The 20,111-nt window shown below is 62.2% G+C and carries 20 protein-coding genes; 10 read left to right on the top strand and 10 right to left on the bottom strand.

Annotated elements, in window-relative coordinates:
- Window positions 1-8: 8 nt before the first annotated feature.
- On the bottom strand, window positions 9-653 hold the full coding sequence (locus V8N38_RS10645; RefSeq protein ID WP_060440095.1) for a TetR/AcrR family transcriptional regulator: 645 nt from the start codon (window positions 651-653) through the stop codon (window positions 9-11).
- Between the two features lie 93 nt (window positions 654-746).
- Between V8N38_RS10645 and V8N38_RS10640 the strand changes: the two genes are divergently transcribed.
- The 5 genes from V8N38_RS10640 (at window position 747) to V8N38_RS10620 (ending at window position 6,177) form a co-directional block, all read left to right on the top strand.
- Window positions 747-1,445 carry a DAPG hydrolase family protein gene (locus V8N38_RS10640; RefSeq protein ID WP_060440096.1) on the top strand — a complete coding sequence of 233 codons (699 nt, stop codon included), beginning with the start codon at window positions 747-749 and terminating at the stop codon, window positions 1,443-1,445.
- Between the two features lie 83 nt (window positions 1,446-1,528).
- Complete coding sequence (locus tag V8N38_RS10635; protein ID WP_049200385.1) at window positions 1,529-1,915, top strand: GFA family protein; 387 nt, start codon at window positions 1,529-1,531, stop codon at window positions 1,913-1,915.
- 90 nt (window positions 1,916-2,005) lie between these two features.
- A complete protein-coding gene (locus V8N38_RS10630) occupies window positions 2,006-3,310 on the top strand; it encodes an MFS transporter (protein WP_049200384.1) in 1,305 nt (434 codons plus the stop codon).
- 168 nt (window positions 3,311-3,478) lie between these two features.
- Window positions 3,479-4,738 carry an MFS transporter gene (locus V8N38_RS10625; protein WP_060419292.1) on the top strand — a complete coding sequence of 420 codons (1,260 nt, stop codon included), beginning with the start codon at window positions 3,479-3,481 and terminating at the stop codon, window positions 4,736-4,738.
- Window positions 4,735-6,177: a glycoside hydrolase family 32 protein gene (locus V8N38_RS10620; protein WP_147840249.1), complete on the top strand. Its 1,443-nt coding sequence runs from the start codon at window positions 4,735-4,737 to the stop codon at window positions 6,175-6,177. Before V8N38_RS10625 ends, V8N38_RS10620 begins: the two co-directional genes overlap by 4 nt.
- 41 nt (window positions 6,178-6,218) lie before the next feature.
- Here the strand turns inward: V8N38_RS10620 and V8N38_RS10615 are convergent, their stop codons facing one another.
- The 3 genes from V8N38_RS10615 to V8N38_RS10605 all read right to left on the bottom strand — a co-directional run bounded on the left by V8N38_RS10615 (window position 6,219) and on the right by V8N38_RS10605 (window position 9,226).
- Window positions 6,219-7,220 (bottom strand): LacI family DNA-binding transcriptional regulator, encoded by a 1,002-nt coding sequence (locus V8N38_RS10615; protein WP_049200376.1) that lies wholly within the window; start codon window positions 7,218-7,220, stop codon window positions 6,219-6,221.
- 72 nt (window positions 7,221-7,292) lie between these two features.
- A complete protein-coding gene (locus tag V8N38_RS10610; RefSeq protein ID WP_147840250.1) occupies window positions 7,293-7,856 on the bottom strand; it encodes a HutD family protein in 564 nt (187 codons plus the stop codon).
- Window positions 7,856-9,226 carry a formimidoylglutamate deiminase gene (locus V8N38_RS10605; RefSeq protein WP_049200374.1) on the bottom strand — a complete coding sequence of 457 codons (1,371 nt, stop codon included), beginning with the start codon at window positions 9,224-9,226 and terminating at the stop codon, window positions 7,856-7,858. Before V8N38_RS10605 ends, V8N38_RS10610 begins: the two co-directional genes overlap by 1 nt.
- 180 nt (window positions 9,227-9,406) lie before the next feature.
- Between V8N38_RS10605 and hutC the strand changes: the two genes are divergently transcribed.
- From hutC to V8N38_RS10585, 4 genes are all read left to right on the top strand, one after another.
- Entirely contained in the window at window positions 9,407-10,162 is a 756-nt protein-coding gene (gene hutC, locus V8N38_RS10600; protein ID WP_033646346.1) for a histidine utilization repressor, read from the top strand.
- A gap of 157 nt (window positions 10,163-10,319) precedes the next feature.
- Complete coding sequence (gene hutI, locus V8N38_RS10595; RefSeq protein WP_038877714.1) at window positions 10,320-11,543, top strand: imidazolonepropionase; 1,224 nt, start codon at window positions 10,320-10,322, stop codon at window positions 11,541-11,543.
- Window positions 11,540-12,343 (top strand): N-formylglutamate deformylase, encoded by an 804-nt coding sequence (gene hutG, locus V8N38_RS10590; RefSeq protein ID WP_060419298.1) that lies wholly within the window; start codon window positions 11,540-11,542, stop codon window positions 12,341-12,343. The genes hutI and hutG overlap by 4 nt, the downstream gene beginning before the upstream one ends.
- A gap of 244 nt (window positions 12,344-12,587) precedes the next feature.
- Window positions 12,588-14,123, top strand: a complete 1,536-nt coding sequence (locus V8N38_RS10585) for a serine hydrolase domain-containing protein (RefSeq protein ID WP_147840251.1) — start codon at window positions 12,588-12,590, stop codon at window positions 14,121-14,123.
- 3 nt (window positions 14,124-14,126) lie between these two features.
- Here V8N38_RS10585 and V8N38_RS10580 read toward each other — a convergent pair whose 3' ends face one another.
- Both V8N38_RS10580 and V8N38_RS10575 read right to left on the bottom strand, forming a co-directional pair.
- A complete protein-coding gene (locus tag V8N38_RS10580; protein WP_060419302.1) occupies window positions 14,127-14,657 on the bottom strand; it encodes a chorismate mutase in 531 nt (176 codons plus the stop codon).
- A gap of 114 nt (window positions 14,658-14,771) precedes the next feature.
- A complete protein-coding gene (locus V8N38_RS10575; protein ID WP_087763533.1) occupies window positions 14,772-15,266 on the bottom strand; it encodes an anti-virulence regulator CigR family protein in 495 nt (164 codons plus the stop codon).
- A gap of 441 nt (window positions 15,267-15,707) precedes the next feature.
- Between V8N38_RS10575 and V8N38_RS10570 the strand changes: the two genes are divergently transcribed.
- Window positions 15,708-15,887 (top strand): hypothetical protein, encoded by a 180-nt coding sequence (locus V8N38_RS10570; protein ID WP_025160261.1) that lies wholly within the window; start codon window positions 15,708-15,710, stop codon window positions 15,885-15,887.
- 54 nt (window positions 15,888-15,941) lie between these two features.
- On the opposite strand, the gene V8N38_RS10565 is transcribed toward V8N38_RS10570, so the two are convergent.
- The 4 genes from V8N38_RS10565 to V8N38_RS10550 all read right to left on the bottom strand — a co-directional run bounded on the left by V8N38_RS10565 (window position 15,942) and on the right by V8N38_RS10550 (window position 19,898).
- Window positions 15,942-16,823: a nucleoside-specific channel-forming protein Tsx gene (locus V8N38_RS10565; RefSeq protein ID WP_070914894.1), complete on the bottom strand. Its 882-nt coding sequence runs from the start codon at window positions 16,821-16,823 to the stop codon at window positions 15,942-15,944.
- A 373-nt stretch (window positions 16,824-17,196) separates the two neighbouring features.
- Entirely contained in the window at window positions 17,197-17,469 is a 273-nt protein-coding gene (locus tag V8N38_RS10560; protein WP_049272745.1) for a hypothetical protein, read from the bottom strand.
- A 73-nt stretch (window positions 17,470-17,542) separates the two neighbouring features.
- A complete protein-coding gene (gene yddG, locus V8N38_RS10555) occupies window positions 17,543-18,436 on the bottom strand; it encodes an aromatic amino acid DMT transporter YddG (RefSeq protein ID WP_147840252.1) in 894 nt (297 codons plus the stop codon).
- Between the two features lie 91 nt (window positions 18,437-18,527).
- Window positions 18,528-19,898 carry an APC family permease gene (locus V8N38_RS10550; protein ID WP_147840253.1) on the bottom strand — a complete coding sequence of 457 codons (1,371 nt, stop codon included), beginning with the start codon at window positions 19,896-19,898 and terminating at the stop codon, window positions 18,528-18,530.
- Between the last annotated feature and the right edge of the window lie 213 nt (window positions 19,899-20,111).

Below are 20,111 nucleotides of genomic sequence, written 5' to 3'. Positions count from 1 at the left end.
TTTTGTTTTCACTCCTCTTCCAGCAAACCCGGCATCACCAGCGCCACCGCCGCCGCGATGCGCTCGTCGATCGCGCTGCCCGGCGGCAACAGCCCCAGCGTCATCTGCCGCAGCGGTTCGGCGATGGTCATCGCCAACAGCAGGTCGCTGGTTTGCGCCCAGTCGCGCTCACGCAGCCATCCGCACTGCTGCTGGCGCTGCAGCCAGTCCGCCACCGTCGCACGGCCGCGCTGAATACCGTTGCGCTGGTAGCTGTCCAGCAGCCCCTCGCGCCCCGGAAATTCGCTTTGCAGCAGCCGGAACATGCCCACCGCTTCCGCACTCAGCACCTGCTGCGCGATGGCCTGCAGCCCTTTTTCCAACAGCGGCGCAACCGCCGCCCGCTGCCCGGCATCCTGGGCGAAGGCCGGCTGAAACGCCTCGGTCCAACCGCTTACCGCCTGCGCCACCAGTTCGTCGCGGTTGGCGGCAAAGCGATACAGGGTTTTTTTAGCCACCCCGGCGCGTTTCGCCACCGCATCCACCGTCGCCGCGGCATAGCCACCGTCGATCAGCAGTGCCAACGTCGCCTGAACCAGCGCCGCGCGCAGCGCCGTTTCCGGCGTGGCCGGCCGGCCGCGAGCACGCAGCGGTTCTTCATTCGGGTTTGCCATATTTATTCCTCATAAGCGTTGACAGACTCAGCATAGCGGCATAGCCTTATTTTGGAAACGCAATTCGTTTCCAAAATAAAAAAGGAACCCATTATGACACATCCCTCCCTGCTGGCGCCGTGGGGCGTTAACGATATCAACGAGTTGCTCAGGCCCGAACCGCTGCGGCTGGAGATGGGGCTAAGCCGCAGCGCCGACGGCCTGCTGACCGTGGCGGTTCGCACCGACCTGCACGGCTGCAAAGGGCGCATGCTGGACTGGTGGTTCACCTTCTTCGAAACGACTCAGCATATCAACTGGTGGCACCCGCACGATCACGTCGAACACCGCGGCTGGGATCGCCACTGGAAAAAGGGGGAAAACTACGTCGGCGCCAGCATCGAAGCGGTCGAGTGGTTGGCGGAGCTGCCGCCGGTCGCGGCACGCCTCAAGTTTCACGCCGCCGAGGATTTCTTCGCGCCGCAGCCTCTGCGCCAGGCGCGCGACGCGCAGGCGCTCTCCGCCGCCGTTTGCGCGCGCATCGGCTTCGGTGACCAGGTGGCGCTGGATGACAACGGCGATCCCTGCGACGGCGAGATGCTGCACCTGGTGCGCGACACGCCCTATGGCTGCGTGCTGCGCAGCCGCTTCCTGCTGGGCAAAGCCTGCGCCAACGCCCACGACGAGCTGCCGGACGACATCGGCTTTAACCTGATGCGCCACTGCTACAACGAGTTCAGCTATCTGGCGCAGTTCCTGCCGTCGCTGTACTACGCCGAAAACGGCCGCGAACCGGCGCCGTTGCTCTGGTAATGCGTCAGCGGAGACCTGTTAATTTTTCGCGATGCCGCTATAGTGATTTTCATCGCCATTCCCGCGTTTATGACGGAGAACTCATGGAAAACCCCAGCTATAGCGGCGGCTGCCTGTGCGGGCATATTCGCTTTCAGGCGCACGGCCTGCCTGGCAATCCGCACAGCTGTTCCTGCGATTTTTGCCGCCGCCACTCCGGCGCGCCGACGCTCTGCTGGGTCGAATTTCCGCGTCAGGCCATCGAGTGGAACGGCCCGGGCGGCATACCCACACTCTACCGTTCTTCACCCTATTCCAGCCGCGCCTTTTGCCCGCGCTGCGGCAGCACGCTGGGGGCGATCGACGACGAACCGACGGTGGCGCTGGCCACCGGCAGCTTCGATCGGGCCGATCTACCGGAGCTGCGCCCGACCTCACATGCGTTCGCCGATGTTTGCCCCGAATGGTGGCGTATCGACGGCAGGCGCTGAGCGCCTCACAGTTCCCGCTGAAATCAATTGATTGTTTTGTCGTATAAATTTAGAACTGACGAACAATAATTCAAAAGTATGGGAACGGGGATGAATCAACAGACTCTCGACGCGCGCCGCTCGCGTCAGGCGTTACTGGCCGGCTCGGTCGGCAACTTTATCGAATGGTACGAGTTCGGGGTGTACGGGTTCCTGGCCACCGTTATCGCCGCCAATTTTTTCACGCTGCAGGGTGAAAACGAAATCACCAGCCTGATCCTCACCTACGCCGCCTTCGCGCTGGCGTTCTTCTGTCGGCCGATCGGCGCGGTGATCTTCGGTCGCATCGGCGATCGCATCGGCCGTCGCCCGACGCTGATTGCGGTTCTGCTGCTGATGACGCTGGCCACCGCGCTGATCGGCGTCATGCCGACCTATGCCTCGATCGGCGTCGCCGCCCCGCTGCTGCTGACGCTGCTGCGCATGTTTCAGGGGCTGTTCGCCGGCGGCGAATTCGGCGGCGCCGTGTCGCTGATGACCGAGTTCGCCCCGAAGGGCAAGCGTGGGCTGTTCGGCGCCTGGCAGTCGCTGACCGTCGCGCTCGGCCTGCTGGCCGGCGCTGGGCTGGTGGCGCTGCTGGCCGCGCTGCTCAGCGCGCAGCAGCTGCATGACTGGGGCTGGCGCATTCCTTTCCTGCTGGCGCTGCCGATGGGCGCCGTGGCGCTGTGGCTGCGGCTCAAGCTCGAGGAAACGCCCACGTTCACCCAGGCGCAGCAACATGCGGAACACGCCGCCGCGCCACCGGAAGCGAAGCTGGGCGGCGTGGTGAAAACCATTCTGATCGGCATCGGCCGCATGATGGGCTGGTCGGCCGCCGGCTATACCTTCCTGGTGGTGATGCCTTCCTATTTGCAAACTTCATTGCACGCCACCTTCCAGCAGGCGCTGGTGGCGACGGTGCTGGCCAACGTCGGCTTCGCCCTGACCATTCTGCCGGCGGGCATCATCAGCGACAAACTGGGGCGTAAAACGGTGATGCTGACGGCGGTGGCGGCGGTGATCCTGTTCACCTTCCCGCTGCTGCACCTGTTGCAGGATGCGCAGAGTTCACTGTGGGCCAAAGGGCTGGCGGTCATGATCGCCGGTGCCGTGGTCGGCCTGCTGGCCGGCCCTGGCCCGGCGATGCTGGCGGAGATGTTCCCGACCCGGGTGCGCTATACCGGCTTGGGGCTGGCTTACTCGCTGTCCAATGCGGTGTTTTCCGGCTCGGCCGGGCTGATTATCACCGGCCTCATCAAACAGACCGGTAATATCGACATTCCCGCCTACTACGTGGTCGCCACCTCGGTGGTCAGCCTGTTTGCGCTGATGACGCTGCGCCGCGACGACCATCTGCGCTCGCTGAACGAACGTTAATCCTCCGGGGGCACATCGCCCCCTTGCCAACTCGTGACCTCGATCACAACGCCAAAATGTTAACGTTAACTTTTGTGATTAACATCGCACGCGTGATATCTGCTAGCTTCATCCCTTTGCGAGTTAACGTTAACAATAGAGCTAACTTCACTCACCGGGGCCCTACCCATGAACCGCGAAACTAAAAAATATTACGTGCTGCTCAGCGGCCTGCTGTTCTTCTTTTTCTTCACCTGGTCTTCCAGCTTTTCGCTGATCTCACTGTGGCTGAATCAGAAGATCGGCCTGAAAGGCGCCGAGACCGGCCTGATCTTCTCCGCTATCTCGTTGGTGGCGCTGTGCGCACAGCCACTGTACGGGTTTATTCAGGACAAACTTGGGCTGCGCAAGCACCTGCTGCAGTTTCTCGGCGTAATGCTGCTGCTGACCGGCCCGTTCTTTATCTACGTTTACGCCCCGCTGCTGGCCAGCAGCCTGCCGCTCGGCGCGCTGGTCGGCGGGGTATTTATCGGCGCCACCTTCTTCGCCGGCATCGGCGCGCTGGAATCTTATACCGAGCGAGTCAGCCGCATCAGCGGTTTCGAATTCGGCCGCGCCCGCATGTGGGGATCGCTCGGCTGGGCCAGCGCCACCTTTTTGGCCGGTTTTATCTTCAATATCGATCCGAACATCAATTTCTGGCTGGCCTCCGCCGCCGCCGTGGTATTCCTGTTGCTACTCAGCCAGGTTCGCGAGCTGAAGCCGAACGCCATGGCCGGCCTGGCGTTCGGCAAACCGGAAAATCTGCGGCTGCAGGATGCGCTGGCGCTGCTGCGTATGCCGGGCTTCTGGGCGCTGGTGGTGTTTGTGCTCGGTATCAGCGTGTACAACGTTTTCGATCAGCAATTTTCGGTCTACTTCGCCTCGCAGTTCGCTTCTCGCGAACAGGGCAACGAGATGTACGGCTTCCTCAACTCGCTGCAGGTCTTCCTCGAAGCCGGCGGCATGTTCCTGGCGCCGCTGCTGGTGAACCGCATCGGCGCCAAACAGGGGCTGCTGCTGGCCGGTGGCGTGATGGCGCTGCGCATGTTCGGCTCAGGCTTGGTCAGCGGCGCATTGATGATCTCCGCCATGAAACTGCTGCACGCCGTAGAGTTGCCGATCCTGCTGATCGCTATCTTCAAATACATCGCCAGCCGCTTCGACAGTCGCCTCTCCTCAACGCTTTACCTGGTGGGCTTTCAGTTCATCACCCAGGTGATGGCCAGCTTCCTGTCGCCGCTGGCGGGCTACGGTTATGACCGCATCGGCTTTGCCGACACCTATCTGCTGATGGGGTGCGCGGTCGCCGCCACGACGCTTGTCTCCTGTTTCCTGCTGCGCGGCGAACGTTCCGCCAGCGCAGCCCCCTTTCAATCCGCCATTAAATCAAGTGAGTCTGTCCAATGAACACTGCCTTAGCTCAAGCCGACCATGCGGTCGAAGCCCTGCGCGCAGAACGCCGAGACGAATACTACCCGCAGTTCCATCTCGCGCCGCCCGCCGGCTGGATCAACGATCCCAACGGGCTGATCTGTATTGACGGCGTCTATCATGCCTTCTTCCAGCATCACCCCTATAGCGAGCACTGGGGCCCCATGCACTGGGGGCACGCGACCAGCCGCGATCTGATCCGCTGGCAGCACCAGCCTATCGCCCTGGCACCCGATGCGCCCTATGACAAAGACGGTTGCTTTTCCGGCTGTGCCGTGGATGACAACGGCGTGCTGACGCTGATTTACACCGGCCACGTGTGGCTGGGCGAGCCCGGCGACGACAGCCAGGTGCGGGAAGTGCAATGTCTGGCCACCAGCGAAGACGGTATACGCTTCGTCAAGCACGGGCCGGTGCTGGCCGCGCCGGACGGCATTCAGCATTTCCGCGATCCGAAAGTCTGGCGCGAGAGCGGCGAATGGTGGCTGGTGGTCGGTGCCAAAGAAAACGGCCTGGGCCAGGTGCGCCTGTACCGTTCTGCAGATCTGCGCGCCTGGCGCTTCGATCGGGTGCTGGCCGGCGCGCAGGCGGCGCATCAAGGGTATATGTGGGAATGCCCGGATTTCTTCCCGCTGGGGGAACAACACCTATTGTTGTTCTCGCCGCAGGGGCTGGCGGCACAGGGCTACCGCTACTGCAATCGCTTCCAGAGCGGCTATCTGCTCGGCCACTGGCGGCCTGACAGCGACTTTAGGGTGACCCAACCCTTCTGCGAGCTGGATGCCGGCCACGATTTCTATGCGCCGCAGACCTTCACCGCCGCCGACGGCCGTCGGCTGCTGTTTGCCTGGATGGATATGTGGGAATCCCCAATGCCCAGCAAAGCGCACCGTTGGGCCGGCGCCCTCACCCTGCCGCGTGAGCTGACGCTGGCCGCCGACGGCAGCGTCCGCATGAACCCGGCGCGTGAACTGACGGCGCTGCGCCGAGAATCGCACACCTTTTTGGCACAGACGCTGACCAATCAGCATCTGCCGCTGACGGACGACGTGCAGGAACTCACCCTGACGTTGAGACCGGCCGACAACGACGCAGAGCGCTACGGGCTGGCCATCGGGAATGCGGCGCGGCTGTTCGTCGACAATCAGGCGCACCGGCTGGTGCTGGAACGTTTTCATGAAAACCCCGCCCTGTGCACCTGCCGCAGCGTGCCGCTGCCAGAAGGTGACAGCCTGTCGCTACGGATCTTCATTGACCGCTCATCGCTGGAGATCTTCGTCAATCAGGGGCAGGCCTGCCTGACCAGCCGAATTTATCCGACGGCGGGCGATCGCCGCCTCCGCCTGTTCGCCGAAGGCGGCCAGGCACAGTTTGAGCCCATCATGGGATGGCAGTTGGCAAGCCTCTGGGGATAATGGGAATGAGCACCGGGCGCGCAGCGACGCGCCCGGTGCGCTTACAGCGAACCACGCTCCAACAGCGGGCAAGGCACTTTCACTGTCTCACGCTGCTCCCGCTGCTCAATCACATGCAGCGCCGCAAGGCGGCCCAGCTCGTAATGCGGCAGCTGCACCGTCGTCAATGCCGGCAGGAACAGCTCGCCGGTGCCGACCATATTGTCGTAACCCAGCACCGCTACCTGTTGCGGTATCCGCCATCCTTGTGCCAGCAATACCTGATACACCAGAAAGGCTATCCGATCGTTCCCGCACACCACGACATCGCAATCGCGCCTGCCTGCAGAGAAATGCCGCTCCAGCAGCGCGACGCAGTCGCGATAGCTTTGGTCGCCGCCGCTCAGATCGAGATGATACTGCCGCAGCTGTTCAACATCGCGCCCCGCTTCGCGCCAGGCGCGTTCCAGACCGCGGCGGCGCAGGCCCGCCGCCAGCGTATCCGCCGGTAAATGAATGCACAGTGGCGCGCGATAGCCTTTGGCGATCAGCGCGCGCGTGGCGTCATACTGCCCTTGCTCGTCATCAGGAATGTAGCTGGCGATCGAATGCGCCGGGCTGACGCAGTTGGCCAGCACCAGCTTTTTGTCCAACAGTTTGGCCGGCAATGTCACCTCGCGCAGCCCCATCGTGGTGAAGATCACCCCATCCGGACGATGCGCCAGCAGCAGATCGACGGTCTGTTCGGCGTTGTCGTCGGCAAACAGGTTGACGACGAAGCTGTTCCAGCCTCGCTCGCGCGCGGTTTTCTCAATCGACAGGATCATTTCCACCGAGAACGGCGTCGTGGCGGTGTCCAGCGCCAGCACGCCGAGCGTCTGCACGCGATTTCCGTCACCGCGAATACGCCGCGCCGACAGATCCGGCACGTAGTCCAACTGGTCGATAGCCTGTTTGACGCGGCGGTAGGTTTCCGGCCGCAGCTTGCCGGGTTCATTGATGGCGCGGGACACCGTCATCAGCGAGACTCCGGCAAGTTTTGCGACGTCTTTCAGCGAAGCCATGCGCCCTTCTTTATGATGATTAATGGGAAAAAGTGAATAATCCCATAACCGGGCGCAGGACTCTACTCTGCGTTAGCAGGCTGTGATGTTCGCCCACAGGAGAGCGCCGTCGGCCGTCAGCGGCGCCACTTCACCGCCCGCCGTCTGCCCCGCCCACCAGACGCCCTCGCGCGCCCGCAGTTCGCCGCCCCCCGGCAGCGACCAGACCCCGCTCAGCACATACAGCACGCCCGCCTGGTGGGATGGCAGGGTGACGGGTGCCGTGCTGCGCCGCACCTCGGCCGCCTGCCGGCCACGGCGCGTCATGATGTTGAAATCCTGACTGGCGCCGCCCAGCAGCGTCGCTTCCAGCGCCACGTCGCCGGAGAACGCGAACGGTTCCCCGACGCGAGCCAATTGATGGTCGATATGCCCGGCGCTGAACAGCCGCACGCCGTCGCCTTCCAGCAAAGTGATCGAACGATCGATGCCCGTAAAGGCGGAAAACGGCCCGTCCTGTGCGATGGTAGCGATGCTGGCGCGCCAGTCAAAATTCTGCGCGCCCGGGGGCCAGCTGACGATTTCACGGGTTTCCCCACCGCCGTTGCGCCACGGGCTGACCGGCAGCGCGGCGAAGCTAAAACGGATCAGGCTCATTACGCCTCCTGCTGAAAGGTTTTCAACACCTGCAGGAACTCGGCGCTGCTCTGCTGCTGCAGCGCGTGCCGCCCCTGCTCGATCACCTGCCGGCCGCCGACGAACACGTCGCGAATTTGCTCTTTGCCGCCGGCGAACAGCCAGCGGTTGAGGATCGAGGCGTCCGGCGCCGCCGCCAGATACGGATCGTCGCCGTCCAGCACCAGCCAGTCGGCGCGATAGCCGCTCTGCAACCGGCCGATCGGCGCGCCGCACGCCTGCGCACCGCCCTGCAGCGCCTGCAGGTACAGCACATCGCCCACCGCCGACTGTTCCGGCGTCGTCAGACGGTTGCGGCGCTGATCGCGCAGCCGCTGGCCGTATTCGAACCAGCGCAGCTCTTCCACCACGTTGAGCGAAACGTGGCTGTCGGAACCGATGCCCCAGCGCCCCTGCTGCTGCAGGTAAGCGTCGCCGGGGAAAATGCCGTCGCCGAGGTTGGCTTCGGTGGTCAGGCACAGGCCGGCCACCGCGCGGCTACGCGCCAGCGCTTCCAGCTCATCGCGATCCAGATGGGTGGCATGCACCAGACACCAGCGCTGATCGACCGGCAGATGGTCATACAGCCAGGCCACCGGGCGCTGCCCGCTCCACGCCAGGCAGTCGTTCACCTCTTTTTGCTGCTCGGCGATATGAATATGCACCGGCAAAGTGCGATCCGACGCGGCCAAAATCTGCTGCATCTGGCCCAGCTCCACCGCACGCAGCGAATGGAAGCACAGCCCCTGATTCTGCAACGGACGATCCGCCAGCTGGCGGGCAATCACCTGCTGCTGGTGCAGATAGCTTTCGGTATCCTGGATAAAACGTTTCTGCCCCGGCTGCGCCGGCTGCGCGCCGAAACCGGCGTAGCTGTACAGCACCGGTAGCATCGTCATGCCGATGCCGGCCTGATGCGCGGCCTCGCTGAGGCGGCCGGTCATTTCACCGCGATCGGCGTAAGGCTTACCGTCGGCGTCGTGATGCAGGTAGTGGAATTCGGCCACCTGGGTGTATCCGCCCTTGAGCATTTCGATATACAGTTGACGGGCGACCACCTCCACCTGCTCCGGCGTCAGGCGCTGCACCAGGCGGTACATCAGATCGCGCCAGGTCCAGAAGCTGTCCTGCGGGTTGCCCGCCACTTCCGCCAGCCCGGCCATCGCGCGCTGGAAAGCGTGGGAGTGCAGGTTCGGCATGCCCGGCACCGCATCGCCGTGCAGCCGGATGCAGCCTTGCGGTTCAGCGTCGGCGGTAACTTGAGTCAGATAACCTTGCGCATCGACGTCCAGCCGGACGTTATGCGCCCAGCCCTCAGGGAGCAAAGCGCGTGGGGCAAAATAAGCAGGCATGGCAGTATTCCACTGTTGGTGTAACGGCGAATGAGGCGCGGCGATGGCGCGCATTCAGGAATTTTTGGCAGTCGCCGGCAAGTTTCTGGCGCGACGGCCACTAGTTGTATATACATATACATACGCCGACATCAACAGTAAACTGGTGTTATTATTTTTTTATTTGACGAGGTTAACGTCGTGGCTGAACAACAGACCGTGTTACAACTGGCGGCTGCAATGAGCGATGCCCCCGCCCCGATCTACCAACGGGTCAAACAGGCGATCGTGAATCAAATCCGTGCGGGGCATTGGCAACCGCACCAGCGCGTGCCCTCCGAAAGTGAACTGGTGGCGGAACTGGGCGTCAGCCGCATGACCATCAACCGCGCGCTGCGCGAGCTGACCAGCGAAGGTTTTTTGATTCGCATGCAGGGCGTCGGCACCTTCGTCGCCGAAGCCAAAGCGCATACCGCGCTGCTGGAAGTGCACAACATCGCCGATGAGATCGCCGCGCGCGGCCATCGCCACAGCAGCAAGATCCTCGAGCTGAAGGCCCGAGCGGCCAGCGAAGAAGAAGCGACGGCATTGGGCATTCAGCCCGGCCAACGGCTGTTCTACTCGCAGATCGTGCATTACGAAAACGATGTGCCGGTGCAGGTGGAAGACCGCTGCGTCAACCCGCTGGTGGCGCCGGATTACCTGAAGCAGGATTTCGACCGCGTCACGCCTTACACCTATCTGACGCAGGCCGCGCCGCTGACCGCCGGCGAACACATCGTCGAAGCGGTGATCCCTACCCGGCGCGAGCGCGAGCTGCTGCAGCTGGAAGACCACGAACCCGGCCTGCTGATCCATCGCCGCACCTGGTCCGGCAAAACCGTGGTGACCTCGGCCCGGCTGCTGTACCCCGGCAGCCGTTATCAACTGTTCGGCCGCTTCACCAGCGAAGTCTGATTCCCGGCGGGCGCGCCCTGCGCCCGCATCTCCGCTGTCGATCACATCCTGATAACAAAATCTCTCCCGCCTCTTGTGACATCCCGGTGAATGCGTTAGGTTGTTTTTAATTGTATATACAACCATGTGGGAGCTGCGGCTCCGGCGGAGGAAAGCAATGACGTCTGAGATTCACTGTGACAGCCTGTGGCACGGCGCCGATATCGTCACCATGCGCGACGGCAACTATCACACCCTGACCGACGGCGCGATCGCCGTACGCGACGGCAAGATCGTCTGGATTGGCGAACATGCGGCGCTGCCGCCCGGCCTGATCGCGGACGAAACGGTGAAATTCGACGGCGGCATCATCACCCCCGGCTTTGTTGACTGCCACACGCACCTGGTGTTCGGCGGCAACCGCAGCGGCGAGTTCGAACAGCGGCTGAACGGCGTGAGCTACGCCGACATCGCCGCACAGGGCGGCGGCATCATTTCCACCGTGAAAGCCACCCGCGAGGCCGACGAGGCGCTGCTGCTGGAGCAGGCGCTGTTCCGCCTGCGGCCGCTGCTGGCGGAAGGCGTCACCTGCGTGGAGATCAAATCCGGTTACGGCCTCAGCCCGGAGAGCGAACTGAAGATGCTGCGGGTGGCGCGCAAGTTGGGCGAGCTGCTGCCGGTCGAGGTGAAAACCACCTGTCTGGCGGCCCATGCGCTGCCGCCGGAATACGCCAACCGCGCCGACGACTACATCAATCTGGTCTGCGATACCATCATTCCGCAGGCGGCCGCCGCCGGGCTGGCGGATGCGGTTGACGCCTTCTGCGAACATCTGGCGTTCTCACCGGCGCAGGTGGAGCGAGTCTTCGCCGCCGCCGAGGCCGCCGGGCTGCCGGTCAAGCTGCACGCCGAGCAGCTCTCCGCCCTCGGCGGCAGCACGCTGGCGGCGCGCCATCACGCGCTCTCCGCCGACCATCTCGAATACGCTACCGAACAAGATGCCCGCGCCATGGGCGATGCCGGCACCGTGGCGGTACTGCTGCCCGGCGCCTATTACCTGCTGCGCGAAACCCAGTGCCCGCCGGTAGAGCTGTTCCGCAAGCACCACGTGGCGATGGCGATCGCCAGCGACGCCAACCCCGGCACCTCGCCGGCGCTGTCGCTGCGCCTGATGATCAACATGGCCTGCACGCTGTTTCGCCTGACGCCGGAAGAAGCGCTGGCGGGCGTTACCACCCACGCCGCCAAAGCGCTGGGGCTGCAACACAGCCACGGCACGCTGGAAACCGGCAAGGTGGCGGACTTCGTTCACTGGCCGCTGTCGCGGCCGGCGGAACTGGCTTATTGGTTGGGCGGCCAGCTGCCCTGTACGGTGATTTTCCGAGGAGAAGTACGTCAATGACCATTCGCGATCCTTTTAGCTTCCAGAGCGGCAGCCTGCCGCTGCTGATCAGCATCCCACACGCCGGCACGCAACTGACGCCGGCGGTCGAGGCCGGGCTGACCGACGACGCCCGCCCGCTACCCGATACCGACTGGCACATTCCGCAGCTGTACGACTTCGCACGGGCGATGGGCGCCAGCGTGCTGGTCGGCAACTATTCGCGCTTCGTCATCGATCTGAACCGCCCGGCGGACGACAAGCCGCTGTACACCACCGCCACCACCGGCCTGTATCCCGACGTGCTGTTCGACGGCCGCCCAAGCTTCCTGCCGGGCAAAGCGCCGACGGACGCAGAACGCGCCGGTTATCTGCAGCAGATTTGGCAACCTTATCATCAGCAGCTGCAGGACGAACTGGCACGCCTCAAGGCGCGGCACGGCTATGCGCTGCTGTTCGACGCGCACTCCATCGCCTCGGTGATCCCGCGGCTGTTCGACGGCCAACTGCCGGATCTCAATCTCGGCACCAACGGCGGCGAAAGCTGCGCCCAGGCGCTGAGCGATCGGCTGGTCGCCTGCTGCGAGCAACAACAGCAGTACACCCACGTGCTGAACGGCCGCTTCAAGGGCGGTTACATCACCCGCGCCTACGGGCAGCCGCAGCAGCAACAGCATGCGATCCAGCTCGAACTGGCGCAGGTGAACTACATGTCCGAACAGTACCCTTACGCGTTCGAACCGCAGCGCGCCGCCTCGCTGCAGCGCCTGCTCAAGCAGATGATTGAAGGCCTGTTGGACGGCGCCGCCAAACTCAACTGATCCCCCTGCAGGCGCCGCCGGGCGCCTGTTTCTCCCCCTGCCTTTAGCCGCAACGTCAGCCGCAATCTGCGCGCTATATCAAAGTTTCGCGTGATTCCCCACTGACTGGTCTAAACAGCGCACAAAACAGCGGCCGACGAAAAACGCACTGCGCCACAATCAGCCGAAAAGCCCGCGCTCATCGTCAGCGCCGGGCGGCGTGTGGCCGAGCTGGCCCGTTTCGAACCATCACTCTGGAGGCCCTATGTCTGTAACACCGTTAAACTGGCGCGCTGCCGGCGCCCTCGCCGAACAATTGCTGGCCGGCTGGCAACGGCGTGGCGAACCCGGCGGCGCCATCACCCTGTTTGACGCCGAACAACTCCGCGCCACCGCCTGCGCCGGCCTGGCCGATCTGGCGCAGAATACCCCCTTCACCGTCGACAGCGTGGTGCGCTACGCCTCCGTGACCAAACATATCTTCGCCGCGTTGGCGCTGAACGCCACCGGCCGCGCCATTCGGCTCGATCAGCGCCTGGGCGAACTGCTGCCCGCCCTGCAGCCTGCGCTGGCGGACGTCACCGTCGGCCAGGCGCTGGACATGACCGGCGGCCTGCCCGACGTGCGCGAAACGCTCGGCTTGCTCGGCATCTCGCTGCACGCCGTCAGCGAGGCGCAGCCAGTCATGCAGTTTGTCGAAGGGCTGGAAAAGTTGAACTACGAAGCCGGCAGCGAGATCGCCTACAGCAATACCGGCTATCGGCTGCTGGAGGCCGCGCTGCGTAGCAAAGGGTATGATTTCGACCAACTGGTGCAACAGCACATCGCCCGGCCGCTGCAGGTGCAGATGCAAGCACCGGAAAGCTGGTTCGACGTGGTGCCGGGGTTGGTGCCGGGTTACTGGCGGGCGCCGCAGGGCTGGCAACACGCCAGCGCCGGCCTGCACCTTTCCGCCTCCGGTAGCCTGACCGGCAGCCTCCACGCCCTCACCCGCTGGCTGCAAACGCTGCTGGCCGACGAGGGCCCCGGCCAGGGCGTGCTGGCGCAACTCGGCGCCCCGCGCCGCCTCAATCAGGGCCAGCTCAGCGCCTATGGCCTGGGGCTGGCGCAAACCCCGCTGGGCCGCCGCCGCTTGCTCGGCCACGGCGGTTCCCACGCCGGTTACAAAACCTATTTCCTGCTGGCGCCCGATCGCCAGGTCGGCGTCGCGTTGGTCGCCAACCGCGAAGACTGCGACAGTTTCGGTATGGCTTTGCAGGTGATGGCGGCGCTGCTGGGCGAACCTTTGCCGCAGCGCAGCACGGCGATCCCCGACGGCCTCTACGCCACGCTGGCCGAGCCGCACTGGCTGGAGGTTAAAGACGGCAACCTGGCCTATCTGGGCAGCGGTGAACCGCTGTATCAGGGCGAGGACGGGTACGCGGTGTCGCTGTCCGCCCATATGCCAATCAAATTGAAGTGGACCGGCGAAGCGGTCGAGGGCGAAGTCGGGCATGTGGCGCGCCGTTTTCTGCCGGTCACGGCCAACGGCGACTGCCTGAAGCATGTGCAGGGGCTGTGGTATCACCCGCACTATCGCACCGCCTTTGAAATTCGTGGCGATCGGGTGCATATCGGCGTCGGCCCGGCGGCGCAGAGCGGTACGCTCAGCCCGCTCGGCCAGGGCCGCATGCTGGTGGAGTGCCAGGACGGCCCGTGGTTAAAACGCTTTTGCCTCTATTTCCGCGGTTACAACGTGGATCTCATCGCCAACCGCAGCCGGATGCTGACCTTCCGCCGCAGCACCGTCGGCCGCGACTGACGCTCAGCCTGCGCTGCCGGTTTTGACCGCCAGCAGCGCATCCGCCAGCCGCCGTTTGTCGGCGGCGCTGAGGTTCACCTGATCCACGGACGCCATAAACGCCGCCCGATCCGCCTCGCCAAGCGGGCCGGCGCGCAGCCGCTCCGCCAGCCGTTGCAATATCTGGCTGCTCAACCGCGCAATCTGCGGGCGCACCTGCGCCAACGGGCGCGGCTGCCAACCGGTTTCCGGGCTCGCCAGCCAGTCGGCGCGATAGCGATACTGAATCGCCTTGGCGGCGTCCATCTGCGCGGCGATAAAAGGCCGCACCGACGCGGGCTCAAGCCCCAAACGCCCCGCCTCCGCCTGCGCGCTGGCCAACACCTTCGCCTCCTGCGCCAGGTCTTCGATCGGCAAATGCTGCTGGGCCTTGTAACCGGCAACGTCCTTCATCAACGACAGCCGTTGGTTCACCAGCTCCCCGAGAGCGGCGGCGCCGTCCGCCAACGCCGGAAAACTGGTCAAACAACAGGCGATCAATAACGCCCTGAACATGGCACCTCCCTTATGATGCGGTGAAAACGTAAGGCCTAAAGTTCACCACGTCCGCCCCGCGCTGGCAAATAAAAAGGCCCCGCCGCAGCGAGGCCCGATAACGCTCGACAGGCGTTAGTCGAACACGCCGTTGATGACGGAGGCCACAATCGCGGTGCTGAGTGCGACCAGCACCAGATCGTCGCCGGCGATACGCCACTCATACCCCGGGTACTGCGGCAGCTCACGCAGCATAGAGCGCGGCACCATTTTTTTTGCGATGCCCGGCGGCAGCGGTTTACCGCGCGCCAGATTCTTGGCGATGCCCGGCGGCAACGAACGGTAGCCGGTCAGGCCATAGTTGTGCGCCAGCGAACGGGCGCGATCGCGCGAGAGGTTGACGGTGATCAGATTGTCGTCGTTGCGATAAACGCCGTTATCATAATGGTCTTTATTGCCTTTGTTACCGTGATTGCCGTTATTGCCATGGTTACCGTTATTGCCGCTGTTGCCATGGCCATTACCGTTGCCGTTACCATTGCCGCCCTTATCGGCCAGAGCCGGAGCGGATGACAACCCCAGCGACGCGATCAGCGCCAACACCGTGAGGGTCGTACGACGTTTGTTCATGTTGTGTATTCCTGCGTGGGTGACTCTCTTGACTATAGCGGGCCTTTCCCGGACGAAGTATAAGGAAAACTCCGAGATGATGACGCGCGAGACGGCAGACGCGCCAAAATCTTGTTTTAACGCAAAACGCCTCGAAAATGCCGATACTTACCTCAGATTTTTCTTGAAGAAAAATAAGCCTTACGCTAGCGTGGGAAGGTAACAAAAAAGAGTTAGCGTGCTCTTTTTCGTCGCACCTCAAATCTTATTCTTATCATCCATAATGATAATAGCGAACACTTCCCGCCTCTTCGTGCGGGATTCTTTTTCCCGCCGCCGTCGCCCCAATCTGGTGCTTTATGTTGAGATTTAGTTGCCGATAATTTACATTCGCTGTCTGAGAAACCTCAACCTCCCGCGGTGGCCAGGCTGGCAACGGGTGGGCGTTCAGGAGCAAAAGACGTGCAAATGACCCTCATGGAATACATCACTCGACACTTTAACGGCGATCTTCATCGTTACGCGCAGTCGGAAGGCGTCAGCCGTGAACAAATCATTAGTTGGATAAATAATGAATGTCACGTGATCAAAGGCAGGCTGTTTATGCCGGTGAAGCATCTCCCGGTCGAACAAGCCCAGTGATGACGAAAAAAAACCCCGCCAGGCGGGGTTTTCTGTTTCTGATAACACGGAAAATCAGAAGTTATAGCCGACCACGAGGTAATAACCCCAACCGGTAGACTTGATCGGGCCCTGCGGGGTGCCGATATCCGCGCCATCCTGCCACTGGCCGCCGTTATGGAAATAACGCGCCACGAAAGAATAGTGCCAGTGATCGTAGTTCAGCGCCAAAATATGGCTGGAGGCGATCGAGTTGCCGGTGCGTACCTGTTTGCCGGTGCCGTCAACCCAATGGCTGTCCTTGCCCAGATCGGAACCGAAGTCGAAGTTGGTGAAGCCGATGTAGCTCAAGTTGCCGCCCCACACCTGGGTCAGCGGCACGAAGTATTTCACCTTGAAGCGGTAACCGTCCCAGCTGTTCTCGTTGGCAGCCTGGTAGTTTTCCCACTGGTATTTGGCATAGATGTTCATCGACAGGCTCATCGGCAGGCCGGTGTCGATATCGGTGCCCAGACCCATGTACCAGGTGTTTTGACGGCCGTCGGCGTTGTGGCCCAGATCATAGATGTAGTTGTTGGCGAAATACCACTCTTTGAACGGCCCGAAGCTCAGATCGGTGCCGGTCAGCTTGTCGATGGAGAAGCGCGGTTCAATCTCCATAAACATCGGGGAGCCTTTGTCCCAGATGCCGCGGTCCGGGGTGTTGCCCACGCCGAAGAACTTCGGCACGTCAACGTAACCGTAGAAATCGAACCAGTCTTTCTTGGCGAAGGCTTCGTATTCGAGATACACGTCGTTATTCAGCTGCGGCCCGAAGCGGGTGTGGTAGCTGCCCACCACGTTGACGCTCTGGTGCCACCAGTCGGAGACATATTGACTGTCTTTGCTATCAGCCATTGATGATGCACTGTAAGACGCTGCGAGCAGTACACCTGCTGCGAGAGCTATTTTTTTCATTTTATTACCACATGCTTAAAGGGCCATTTCCTGCCCGTTTAGAAAAGATGACAATGAGTCTGCCGACACCTGGCGTTGTCTTCACACAGAAACTCGGATGACGCGCGCATTATAGAAACCACTGACTGTAAGAATCTGTGATCCAGTTACGCATTTCGCGAATAGGTAATCGATTGCGTTCACATTTGTCAAATTATGTTTCATGCAAATTCACATTCGCTGTGATTTTAGTCATGCACATCGATTTTTAGCGCAGTTTTTGAGCCAACCGTCATCAGGGCGTCACCTGCCCATTATCGCGACGTGGAAAAGAAAAAGCCGACGCATGAACGCCGGCCTTCATCAAAATCAACAGAAAATACGCAAAGCGAAATCAGTTCACCGCCGGTACCGCCTTGGCGATGTTTTCCTGACGGAACGCCACCTCCTCGCCGTTTTTCACCTCCCAGCTGGCGACCGGAATGTCGGTCTTGGGCGCCGCCGCAACGACGGAACCGTAAATCAGCTTGTCGTCGCGGCGCAAAATATAAACGTCGAGCTGATATTCATGCCGCAGATTCGCCGTGGTCAGGCGCACGGTATCGCCGCGTTCATAGTGATGCGCGTCGATTTCGGGTTGTTGAATAAATTGAATGTCGCTTCTCATCGTCGTCGTTCCTTCAGGCAACATGGCTAGTTAAATTCTAGTTCAACATTGCGCCGACGGCGGATAATTTCCGTTAATTTCCACGGGTTGCCCGCCAACAGATCAGCGAGCCGAGCGTCACCATCGCCACGCCCTGCCAGAAATTGGCGGTTAGCGAGGTGTGCAACACCAGCGCGGCGAACACCGCCGACAGCACCGGGGTAAAATAAGAGACGGTGGCCAGCAGCGTCATGTTGCCGTGCAGAATGCCGACGTTCCAGGCGGCATACCCCGCCCCCATCGCCACCCCGGCGCACAGCAGCGTCAGGGTCACGCCGAGGCTGAACTGCATGCCGCTTTCCGCGCTGAAGGCATACTTCAGCCACAGCGCCAGCGCGGTCAGCACGATGAACAGCACCACGCCGTTGCTGCCCTGGGCGATCTTCTTGGTCAGGTTGCAGTACAGCGCCCAGATCACCGCACCGCTGAACGCCAGCCCGTAGCTGAGCGGATTGCTGCGCACGTTGGCCAGCATTTGCGCCGGTGACCAGCCGCCCTCGCCGCTCATGATCCAGCCGATGCCGAACAGCGACAGCAGCAGCCCCGGCAGCAGCCACCATTTGGCCTTTTGCCCGTTGAGCGCCAACGCCATCAGCACGGTGAAACAGGGCCACAGGTAGTTGATCATGCCCACTTCTATCGCCTGCAGGCGGGTATTGGCGTAGCCGAGCGACAGCGACAGGCAGATCTCATAGCTGACGAACAGCAGGCTGCCGACGATGAGATAAGGCCGCGGAAAGCTGCACCATTTCGGCACGCCGAGCGCCACCAGCAAAAACACCGCGCTGACGCTGTAGATCATCGCCGCGCCGCCGATCGGCCCCAGCCCTTCGCTGACGCTGCGGATCAGGCCGACGACGCTGCTCCATAGCACAATGGCCAATAAACCGAACAGCGTGGCGCGGGTACGCGAGGGCAAAGCGGGCATAAGGCGGATCCAATGGGTTATTTTTTATCAGGTTTTTCACTCTACTGCCGCACGCGCCAAAAAGAAAGGCGGGAAACTCCCGCCTGTGATTTTATTGCTGCGGCTGCCGCTCGAGCTGCGGCGGCGGCTGGCGAAAACGCCGGGTCAACCAGGCCAAATAGCCGAAGCCCAGCGTCGCCCAGATAAGCCCCATGGTCAGCGAGCTCTTCTCCAGGTTCAGCCACAGTACCCCCACCGTCAGCGCCCCCACCAGCGGCAGGAACAGGAAGTTGAAGCGATCCTTCCAGCTTTTGTTGCGCCCTTCGCGAATGAAGAAGTGGCTGATGACCGACAGGTTGACGAAGGTAAAGGCCACCAGCGCGCCAAAGTTGATCAGCGCCGTGGCGGTCACCAGATCGAACGACAACGCAGACAGCGCCACCAGCCCGACCATCAGCACGTTGAGCGCCGGCGTGCGCCATTTAGGGTGGATGTAACCGAAGAACTTCTCCGGGAACACGTTATCGCGCCCCATCACGTACAGCAGGCGCGACACGCTGGCGTGCGACGCCAGGCCGGAGGCCAGCGTGTTGATGAAGGTCACGCACAGGAAGATCGACTGGAACAGCTTGCCGCCGACGTACAGTGCGATCTCCGGCAGTGCGGCGTCGGGCTGGTGGAAGCGTTGAATGGACGGGAAAAACAGCTGAATGAAGAACGACACGCTGATAAAGATCACCCCGCCGTACAGCGCGGTCAGGAAGATGGCGCGCGGGATCACCTTGGCGGCGTCGGGCGTCTCTTCGCACAGCGTAGTCACCGCATCGAAGCCGAGGAACGAGAAGCACAGGATAGTGGCGCCGGTAATGATCGGCAGCAGATGCGCATTCTCGCTGAGGAACGGCCGCAGGCTCCACACCGTACCCATTCCCTCGCCGTTGTGCAGGCCGCGCACCACCAGGTAGATAAACACCAGAATGATCGCCACCTGCGCCAGTACGAACAGGGTATTGAAGTTGGCCACCAGATTGACGCTTTTCAGGTTGATGGCGGTAATCAGGATAACGAAGCCCACCACCCACACCCAGGGCGGCACTTCCGGGAACAGCGCGGTCAGGTAAATCTTCGCCAGCAGCGTGTTGATCATCGGCAGGAACAGATAATCAAGCAGCGACGACCCCCCCACCAGAAAACCGACGTGCGGGTTGATCGCCTTCTGCGCATAGGTGTAGGCAGAGCCGGCGGTAGGAAACTGGCGCACCAGTTTGCCATAGCTGATGGCGGTGAACAGCACGCCGGCCAGCGCCAGCAGATAGGAGGTCGGCACATGGCCGTCGGTGAGGCCGGAGACAATGCCGAAGGTATCGAACACCGTCATCGGCGTCAGATAGGCCAGGCCCATCATCACCACCTGCCACAGCTTGAGGGATTTACGCAGCTGCGGTTTGCCCGCCGGGCCGCCGTCGATGGCTTTAATCGTCATGGCATTTCCCCTCTTGGTCCTCTGCTGTCAACCGTGCAACGTCATTCAGAGAGGCCGCGGGGAAACTGCTGCTCAGGCGGCGGGAAAAACGGGTTGGGATCACTGTCGGGCGGCCGGCGACCGGCCCGTAAGCACTGCGGCACAGGCAAACGTCTGCGCAGGGGAATGACTGAGTCATGGTTATTTCCTCGTCGGCGTCCTGTACGCCGTGAT

Source organism: Serratia nevei, from assembly GCF_037948395.1.
Lineage (GTDB): Bacteria > Pseudomonadota > Gammaproteobacteria > Enterobacterales > Enterobacteriaceae > Serratia > Serratia nevei.
The sequence above is the reverse complement of the archived record's forward strand: the minus strand, read 5'-3'. Positions and strand labels throughout refer to the sequence as shown.

Excerpts from the sequence above, each read along its gene's own strand:
- V8N38_RS10645 (WP_060440095.1), bottom strand. The coding sequence starts at position 653 with ATGGCAAACCCGAATGAAGAACCGCTGCGTGCTCGCGGCCGGCCGGCC.
- V8N38_RS10640 (WP_060440096.1), top strand. The coding sequence starts at position 747 with ATGACACATCCCTCCCTGCTGGCGCCGTGGGGCGTTAACGATATCAAC.
- V8N38_RS10635 (WP_049200385.1), top strand. The coding sequence starts at position 1,529 with ATGGAAAACCCCAGCTATAGCGGCGGCTGCCTGTGCGGGCATATTCGC.
- V8N38_RS10630 (WP_049200384.1), top strand. The coding sequence starts at position 2,006 with ATGAATCAACAGACTCTCGACGCGCGCCGCTCGCGTCAGGCGTTACTG.
- V8N38_RS10625 (WP_060419292.1), top strand. The coding sequence starts at position 3,479 with ATGAACCGCGAAACTAAAAAATATTACGTGCTGCTCAGCGGCCTGCTG.
- V8N38_RS10620 (WP_147840249.1), top strand. The coding sequence starts at position 4,735 with ATGAACACTGCCTTAGCTCAAGCCGACCATGCGGTCGAAGCCCTGCGC.
- V8N38_RS10615 (WP_049200376.1), bottom strand. The coding sequence starts at position 7,220 with ATGGCTTCGCTGAAAGACGTCGCAAAACTTGCCGGAGTCTCGCTGATG.
- V8N38_RS10610 (WP_147840250.1), bottom strand. The coding sequence starts at position 7,856 with ATGAGCCTGATCCGTTTTAGCTTCGCCGCGCTGCCGGTCAGCCCGTGG.
- V8N38_RS10605 (WP_049200374.1), bottom strand. The coding sequence starts at position 9,226 with ATGCCTGCTTATTTTGCCCCACGCGCTTTGCTCCCTGAGGGCTGGGCG.
- hutI (WP_038877714.1), top strand. The coding sequence starts at position 10,320 with ATGACGTCTGAGATTCACTGTGACAGCCTGTGGCACGGCGCCGATATC.
- hutG (WP_060419298.1), top strand. The coding sequence starts at position 11,540 with ATGACCATTCGCGATCCTTTTAGCTTCCAGAGCGGCAGCCTGCCGCTG.
- V8N38_RS10585 (WP_147840251.1), top strand. The coding sequence starts at position 12,588 with ATGTCTGTAACACCGTTAAACTGGCGCGCTGCCGGCGCCCTCGCCGAA.
- V8N38_RS10580 (WP_060419302.1), bottom strand. The coding sequence starts at position 14,657 with ATGTTCAGGGCGTTATTGATCGCCTGTTGTTTGACCAGTTTTCCGGCG.
- V8N38_RS10575 (WP_087763533.1), bottom strand. The coding sequence starts at position 15,266 with ATGAACAAACGTCGTACGACCCTCACGGTGTTGGCGCTGATCGCGTCG.
- V8N38_RS10565 (WP_070914894.1), bottom strand. The coding sequence starts at position 16,823 with ATGAAAAAAATAGCTCTCGCAGCAGGTGTACTGCTCGCAGCGTCTTAC.
- V8N38_RS10560 (WP_049272745.1), bottom strand. The coding sequence starts at position 17,469 with ATGAGAAGCGACATTCAATTTATTCAACAACCCGAAATCGACGCGCAT.
- yddG (WP_147840252.1), bottom strand. The coding sequence starts at position 18,436 with ATGCCCGCTTTGCCCTCGCGTACCCGCGCCACGCTGTTCGGTTTATTG.
- V8N38_RS10550 (WP_147840253.1), bottom strand. The coding sequence starts at position 19,898 with ATGACGATTAAAGCCATCGACGGCGGCCCGGCGGGCAAACCGCAGCTG.